Source organism: Haladaptatus sp. W1, assembly GCF_001723155.1.
GTDB lineage: Archaea > Halobacteriota > Halobacteria > Halobacteriales > Haladaptataceae > Haladaptatus > Haladaptatus paucihalophilus.
Map to the genome: position 1 here is coordinate 1 of NZ_MEIH01000099.1, position 5264 is coordinate 5264.

A 5264-nucleotide genomic window follows, 5' to 3' on the forward strand; every position below is an offset into this window, starting at 1 on the left:
GAGTTGCTCGGTCCACACCTGCCGACGCTCAGTGATCATGAACCAGAACGGTGTGTCGAAATTCTCGAAAGAGCAATTCGGACAGAACTCGAGTTGGTGTATCCAATTGACCCAATGCTCGAAGTGGACATGATACTCGGATGGCCGGCAGAGAGGCGAGTCGAGGAAATCACCACAGAGGAGCTACTGGCCTCGTCCTCCTCGTACGGAGTCGCGGAGCTCAGAGGCGACAGGGTTCGGTTACTCTTGTTCATCTATCTCCGTGACTGCCTGGAGCGGTGGGTCGATGGTCTGGAGTCGGTCAGTGGGACACCATGGCAAGACACCGTCCAACGATACTGCGCCGATGACGAAATGTTGTTCAGGCGTCTTGGTCTTCACTTAGTGACGGTCAGACGCGACGCAACACCTGAACTTGCCGCCGCCTGCGCGCTCGATTTGGAGAACTACGCGAATAGAGGACTTCAACGTGAGTCAGTCCCACTCCTCTATCTCCTGTACCATAAGCGGAACGACCTACGCGAGGAGATAGAGACGTTCCTCAATCAGGCCGTCGATGAGGAAGGATGGGCCGAGACAACTCGGCAAGCGATCTTGACTGCAGAGTCTGTCGATGGCGTCCTCGAGACATTGACCGTAGTTAATGCCGAATCTGATGAAGAGACCCATGAATCCGCAGAAGAATCTCTTATCGAGACAGAGATAGCAAGACACGACTCATCACCGCTCTTCACCTCGGAGTCACCGGAAGAGATCGTATCTTACTGTGCGGCACTCGACAGCAATGCGAGTACGGAGGAACTGAGCGCAGTTATAACTCAAATCTCTCAACTCCTCGAGACAGACTCTGAAAAGTACTTTCCAGTACTGCCAGCTTTAGTTCCCGAATCCGAGTTCCTCCTGCTCCGAATTCTCGAGAGATATGCTGGACGCACTCCGGAAGCGCTGAGCGAACCCCCTGTGTTCGGGAAGCTCATCGAGGCATGTCGGAGTATCTTGGACCAAACGTCATTTGAAAACACTGCGGTGGCGTCCGGAATCATAGATACCCTGAGAACACTCAACGATTGGAAGGAGGTCGCCCCACAGTCAGATATGACCGCTGCTCGAGAACTGTTACTCGATATCGCGGCTGCATACGATGTCCAAACGCTAGACGAAGCCGATACCGTCGGCTACGACTGGCGAGGTGCCGAACCAATTCTTCGGAAGGACGTCCCTCCACAAGCGGTCGAAGCGTTTGTCCGACTTGCAAAGCGCATGGATACTGAAGATGACTCACTGTCAATCGAGGATCGAGTGTCCAGTTTACCAGTAAGTGAGAGAGTCGCTGGCTTGCAACTTAACAGCGGTCAAGAATCCTATCGAAATCCATATCAGGACTTGGAGATTGTACCAATCTTGGACGTTGTCGGGGTGTGGGGGGCGAGGACCCTCGTAGAGGAACTCACCGAGACTTTTCTCCCAGCAGAGCAGTATGTAAAGGAAATTTTGGTATCAGCTAATCGTCTTCTTCAAGAAGGACGCAAGGATAACGTCGTGAGTATCTTTGATGGGTTTGTCTCCTCGATGAACGAGGACCTGCTGCTCGATGTTCGATTCAACGACAATGAGCTTTCGACACTACTTGACGGCTATGCATTACTTATCAACTATATTACCAACTTTGGTTCTCGATTCTCGACGCTCTGTCGTCAGGTGATCATCCTCTATCTTCAAACGGACGACCGTGTCGACGACGAGCAAAGCCTGATCAGGACACTCTATGCGTTGCCATCGGAGGCCACGTCAGGAAATAGTATCGAATCGGACATTGCAATCGCACTGAAAAACTTAGCAAACGATGAGTGGAGCCGTAACCTCAATTGGAGGAAGGCTGTTGACATCTGGGAGTGGCGAGTACAGGGATTCGATGGACAGATAGTCAACGACCACTGGACTGAAGTGTCGCACCTGGTTAAAGCAATATCGATACTTCAGTCGGAGTTCGAGTCCAACTGGCCAATCGATGAGGAACTTCTCGACCGAGTCGAACTTGAGAGCTGTAAGATATGGCGGAGCGGTGATGATGAAATAGTCCTAGTTACCAGAGAATGGGCAATAAACCACCAAGATACTGCAGAATTCGTTGGTCAGTTCTTCTCAGACCAGTTTACTGCGAGTCCCCGCGCAACATACTTCCTGCTTAATTACAGAGATCTCGAAGCCCCATTAGACCTATGGCATGACTCTATCCTGTTGGCTCGTGAAGATCTGTTTGCTTGGCCCTGGCTTCTGAGGGGGATCGCGAGCATGGCGTTGTTACGGCGAGAGGACTCGATTGAACTCCTGGAGAAGCTACTTAGGTTGATACCCTTGTCAAGCTCGTGGGAGTTCGTGCTTGAGCGGTACGAGGAGTACATACTGGTGACACTCTGTTTGGCCCTTGATTTTGAGGAGACGCACGGCAAAGCTCGTAGCGTTATGGATCTCTACGCCAGAAAGTTCAATCGCGTCGAGATACTAGAACTCCTTGAGGGAATTGCACAAGATTTCCCTCGAGAGTAGTCCACTCATAGAAAAAAGCTATCCGACTGATCTACCTTCACACTTCTCAAGCCAATAGAATGCCATTTCGATTGTTGTCAAAAGTACTTTGAGACTGTCTTGAGTAGAGAGGGAAAGCGGTTTGCGTGTCATTGCGTTACGGTGAGCTATGGCGGCTGCGGGGGTACAGTGGGATCACGTCACGAAGATTGACCCAAATAAAGCACTGCACAAGGGGGATGCCTACGCAGCAATCGCTGAGATGGGGACAGATGCAATTATTATTGGTGGCACCACAAACGTCACCGAGTCTAGCGTTCAGTCGATTCTTGATGCACTTACTCCTGCTGAAATCCAGATATTCATCGAGCCGACCTATCGCCCGATTCAATTCCATAGGAGGGGCTCACTGGTTACCTGGTTCCAACCGTCTTGAATGCCGATGACCCACTGTGGATTACAGGGCGCACCACGAATGGGTTCGCTCAGTCAATCTTGACTGGGAATACGTGCATCCAGAAGCGTAGATCGTGATGGAATTGAAGCTCTGATCTGAGCTACTCAAATCCAGTCAAACCATTCAATCGCAGAAATGAAGATTGCAACTATCGACGGGATGAACAGTAGCCAAAGTATATTCTGTTTTATTAGTCCGGTGGCTGACACTACTAGAGCTATAAGGATTAGAAGGAAGAGATACTCAAACCCGCCAGTAACGATACTGAACACAGCCTCTAGTCCTGACGGCGATTTATCACTTATAGTGGCGGGTTCTGTGCTCATCTTATGCGGAGTACAACCGAGGGGCATATTATAGTACCGATTCTCATGGTTACTATATAAAGAAGCAAAAACCTCATACAGGTGTCTATAGAATAAAGACCCAAGAATGGCCATTACTACACGTCAATTTGACCTTTATGACTTCTTCAGTGTGTTACTTCCAGGAGTTCTCTTCCTTTCGGGACTATATTTTTTCCTACCTCAAGATGAGCCGGCTGGTTTAGTCACTTTATTACTCCCTCTCTTAACAGGAGGTTACATTGCAGGGCGATTTTTGCATGTAGTCGCTGTAAAGTTAGAATCTCAGTTCCTCACCGAGGTTTCCCATAGGGAGAAGCTTCAGGAGGAGTTACTAGCAATGAACGCCACAGGTAAAGCCCCAGGATTATTTGATAGACATACACTCGAGAAATTTTGTGGTGAATGTGAGCGTTCGTTAGAATTGAATTACTGCCTACCGCCAAAAAAGAACGATGTTCAAGAGTCAATAAGGGAACAAACTGAAGAAATCAATGAAAAGGAATTGACGAAGAGGGTTGAAAGAGAAATAGAGAACCGAATAAAGACAATATCAGTACATCACAAAGCCGGTTAGTTGAGACGTCTGCTTGCAGAAGGTGTGTCTAAAACCAAGCAAGCAGACAATGAAATCCACGAGGACCAGGTCCTTAACTTCCTCGTCAACTCTCTTGACGAGGAAGTTGCTCTCTCCTTCGCTGAAAACGCCAAACTCGACGCTGAAGGCATTTACGAGGTCCTCGTCGGCGCGTGCGCCGACGGGACCTCGGTCTCTACGCTCTGTGAGAACAGCAAAGATGCGCCTCACGAAAATTCAGTTCTCTACCATCTTCGCACCAAGTTCGACCTTGAGACGCTCGAACAAGTTGGCAACATACTCCTCCAGAAGGACGTTCTCGATGTACTCCCCGAGCAGGTGGAGGTCGTCGCTGACCTCCACCTGCGGCCCTATTATGGCGACGAAGACGACACGGACGGTCTCTATCACTCGCAAGCGAAGCGTGGAACCACCGCGTTCCACGCCTACGCCACACTCTACGCGCGTGTGAAGAACAAACGCTACACACTGGCGGTGCGCCGTCTTACCGACGGCGACACCGCCAGCGGCGTCCTCGCAGAGTTTCTTGGCATCCTTGACGGCCTTCGACACTCATCGACACGAGCGTGCGAAAGTCCGAAACGCTCGATTCACTAGAGTCGGGATTGGCCGACTACGGCTGTTCGGTCGGCGACGTGGACCGCGTGCTCGTCACCCATTGGCACACCGACCACGCCGGACTCGCGGGAACCGTCCAAGCGCGAAGCGACGCCACCGTCTTCGTCCACGAGGACGACGCGGCGCTCGTCGCCCAAGACGAGTCGGCGTGGGACGCCATCGAAACCCGCCAACAGCGCCTCCTCGACGAGTGGGGCCTCCCGAGCACATCCAGGACCTGGTGTTCCAGCACGCGCGGAAAATCGGTCGCCTCGACGGTCCCGAACCGACCGTCGAACCGTTTTCCGCGGGCGACCGCTTCGACTGCGGCGACGTCGAACTCGAAGCCGTCCACCTCCCCGGCCACACCGCCGGTCTCGCGGGGTCCGCCTTCGACGGCGACTCCGGCCGCGAACTCTTCTGTGGCGACTCCCTCCTCGAAAACTACACACCCAACGTCGGCGGCGCGGACGTCCGCCTCGAAAACCCGCTTGCGGCGTACCTCGATACGCTGTCGCACGTCGTCGGGGAGTCCTACGACCGCGCCTGGCCCGGCCACGGCGACCCGCTCGAACCGACGGAGCGCGCCCGCAAGATTCGGGACCACCACCGCGACCGCGCCGGTGACGTCACCGACATGCTGGAACGACACGGCCCGACCGACCCGTGGACCGTGGGTTCCCACCTGTTCGGCGACCTCGACGGCATCCACCTCCTCCACGGCCCCGGCGAATCCTACGCC

4 protein-coding genes and 2 pseudogenes are annotated in these 5264 nt (G+C 52.9%); all 6 read left to right on the top strand.

The window, feature by feature from the left end; translation table 11 throughout:
* Nucleotides 1-2547 (top strand): hypothetical protein (locus BG842_RS05725; protein WP_217493276.1); only part of this gene is annotated, 2547 nt, incomplete at its 5' end.
* A 148-nt stretch (nucleotides 2548-2695) separates the two neighbouring features.
* Complete coding sequence (locus BG842_RS05730) at nucleotides 2696-2962, top strand: geranylgeranylglyceryl/heptaprenylglyceryl phosphate synthase (protein WP_069450031.1); 267 nt, start codon at nucleotides 2696-2698, stop codon at nucleotides 2960-2962.
* Between the two features lie 453 nt (nucleotides 2963-3415).
* A complete protein-coding gene (locus BG842_RS28655) occupies nucleotides 3416-3904 on the top strand; it encodes a hypothetical protein (protein ID WP_139135990.1) in 489 nt (162 codons plus the stop codon).
* Nucleotides 3905-3928: 24 nt separating this feature from the next.
* Nucleotides 3929-4471: pseudogene (locus BG842_RS05740) on the top strand (ISH3 family transposase); the annotation flags it as partial.
* Nucleotides 4472-4491: 20 nt separating this feature from the next.
* Nucleotides 4492-4638, top strand: a pseudogene (locus tag BG842_RS31120) (MBL fold metallo-hydrolase); the annotation flags it as partial.
* Nucleotides 4639-4733: 95 nt separating this feature from the next.
* On the top strand, nucleotides 4734-5264 hold a 531-nt coding region (locus BG842_RS05745; protein ID WP_394327459.1), incomplete at its 3' end, for an MBL fold metallo-hydrolase.

Bases quoted from the DNA above. Each gene is read 5' to 3' on its own strand.
- BG842_RS05730 (WP_069450031.1), top strand. From the start codon at position 2,696: ATGGCGGCTGCGGGGGTACAGTGGGATCACGTCACGAAGATTGACCCA.
- BG842_RS28655 (WP_139135990.1), top strand. From the start codon at position 3,416: ATGGCCATTACTACACGTCAATTTGACCTTTATGACTTCTTCAGTGTG.